The sequence below is a fragment of the Stenomitos rutilans genome (assembly GCF_059505485.1).
Genome location: NZ_JCACKR010000080.1, coordinates 1 through 2,366 on the forward strand (window position 1 = coordinate 1; position 2,366 = coordinate 2,366).

The following is a 2,366-nucleotide window of genomic DNA, read 5'->3' on the forward strand; positions in this document are numbered from 1 at the left end:
GTACTGTACCTTGCTCAAGCTAGAGATTCGCCATCCTTACACCTTTAGGACTACCAAATTTTGCCTCCCATTCGTGAGGGATAGAGGCAGGGAGGGTTTGGCGATCGATAGCGGATGGGTTGTCGAGGGTCATTGCCAAAGACGAAAAACATTGAGGCGATCGCGGAGTTGCTGCGCCAACCGAACTGTATGCAGTCTATGATGCAGTGGCAATAGTGTAGCGCAAGGATTGCAACGGGCGATTTTAATCTGCTGTGTCCTCTCGCAACGCTGGGTCTGCAAATAAATCAAGCTGTTCGATTTCCTGGGATGCCAAGGCTTGCTCCACTTCAGCCGCGACGGTTTCAATTTCCTCTTCCAGCGCTTCGATCGTCGGCAAACTGGTTTGGAACAAAGTCGGTAACGGTGTGCCCATGTGATACGTCGAAATGCCGATCGGTTTGTGGACATCGCGTAGCGCATACTCGGCGATCGTTTTGCTTTTGGTGCGACAGAGGATAATGCCGATCGTCGGGTTATCATCCGCGCCGCGCAGCAGATCATCCACGGCTGAGACGTAAAAATTCATCTTCCCAGAAAATTCTGGCTCAAAACCGACTACCTTCAGATCAATCACCACAAAGCAGTGCAGGCGAAAGTGATAGAACAAAAGGTCGATTCTATATTCTTTGCCATCTACTACCAGCGGATACTGACTGCCAACGAAGGAAAAGCCAACGCCCAGTTCCAGCAAGAAGGCTCGGATGTGCGTGATCAGCGCACTCTCTAGCTCCCGCTCTAATGCTTCCTTGCCTAAACTGAGGAAGTCGAATGAATAGGGATTTTTAATGACCTGCTGTGCAAGTTCCGATTGCGGGTCGGGTAGAACACGGCTAAAGTTGGTGATGGCGCTACCCTGTCGGCGATGAAGTTGGCTATCCATCTGGTGCACCAGGACATTACGACTCCAGCCATACTGAATGGTCTGCTGGATGTACCACAGCCGTTCCTCTGAAGTCTTTACCGCATCTAAAATCCGCACATTGTGACCCCAGGGAATTAGTGCAACAACCTGTTGCACAATTGCCTCGTCCGGATACGCTTCGGCAAACGCGCGCATGTAGTTAAGGTTGCGAGCCGAGAACCCTTTGATATCGGGAAACGCTTTGCGAAGGTCGGTGGCTAAGCGATTGATGACTTTTGATCCCCATCCCTGCTGCTGCTGTCGGTACAGGATTTCCTTGCCAATCTGCCAGTAGAGCAACACCAGTTCCCGGTTGACTGCCAGCGCTGCTCGCACCTGAGCATTGCGGATGCGCTCCTTCAGTTCCCGCAAGAACTCGTCGTAGCCTAATTTTGACAGCCCACTATCCATTGCTCATCCCATGTTTGGGTATCTCTGTACTATACAGGCTGGCAAGGGTTGCCAACGTCTAAGCCCACAAAATTGCAGCTACCGCTCCAACGGGTCTGAGTTTCAGGAACACCCAGACCACTTGCTCTCATGAGGGTGAGTGGTCTTTTCGATGCGGACCCTTACCCTATGACCATATCAACCCTTGATCAGCCCATCCAGCAATTGATAGACCATATCAACCCTTGATCAGCCCATCCAGCAATTGATAAAGCAACTCGATCGCCAACTTGGCAAAGGCACCCTCATGCGTCTGGGCGATGCCAAACACCTGCAAATTGCCACTCTCTCAACCACCATCCCAGACCTGGACGCCGTTTTGGGTGGTGGCTTACCCAAAGGACGCATTATTGAAATCTTTGGACCTGAAAGTGCGGGCAAGACGACGCTGGCACTCCACGCGATTGCCCAAGCTCAACGAGCGGGTGGCGCAGCTGCTTTCATTGACGCAGAACACGCTCTTGATCCGGTCTATGCCAAAGCGTTAGGCGTAGACATCGATAAGCTGCTGGTCTCTCAACCAAATTCTGGTGAAATGGCGCTATCGGTGGTTGAATCGCTGGTGGAGTCAGGGGCGATCGCGCTGATCGTGGTGGATTCGGTTGCAGCACTCACGCCTCAAGACGAACTCAATGGCGAGATGGGTGACTACATGACAGGTCTGCACTCCAAGCTGATGAGCAAAGCCCTCGGACGAATTACAGCTCGACTCAATGCCAACCCATCCGACTGCATTTTGGTTTTCACCAACCAACTGCGCTATCAAATCGGCGTGACTTACGGTTCGCCCGAAACGACTACTGGCGGGAGGGCGCTGCGGTTCTATGCCTCCATGCGTCTGGAAGTGCGCCGTATCCAAACGCTCAAGCGTGGTTTGCAGGAATATGGAATCAAGATCAAAGTCAAGGCAGCCAAGAATGGGATTGCGACAGGATACGTGTAAAAACCTGTAAGATAGCCCTCTAATCCTTGC

Annotated in this window: 2 protein-coding genes; one reads left to right on the top strand and one right to left on the bottom strand. The window is 52.1% G+C overall.

Annotated features, from left to right (window positions below; all coding sequences use genetic code 11):
* Nucleotides 1-244 precede the first annotated feature (244 nt).
* On the bottom strand, nucleotides 245-1,354 hold the full coding sequence (locus tag AC5JLP_RS14290) for a PDDEXK nuclease domain-containing protein (RefSeq protein WP_496068590.1): 1,110 nt from the start codon (nucleotides 1,352-1,354) through the stop codon (nucleotides 245-247).
* A gap of 244 nt (nucleotides 1,355-1,598) precedes the next feature.
* Here AC5JLP_RS14290 and recA point away from each other — a divergent pair, with 244 nt between their 5' ends.
* Entirely contained in the window at nucleotides 1,599-2,336 is a 738-nt protein-coding gene (gene recA / locus AC5JLP_RS14295; protein WP_496068591.1) for a recombinase RecA, read from the top strand.
* Nucleotides 2,337-2,366: the final 30 nt, after the last annotated feature.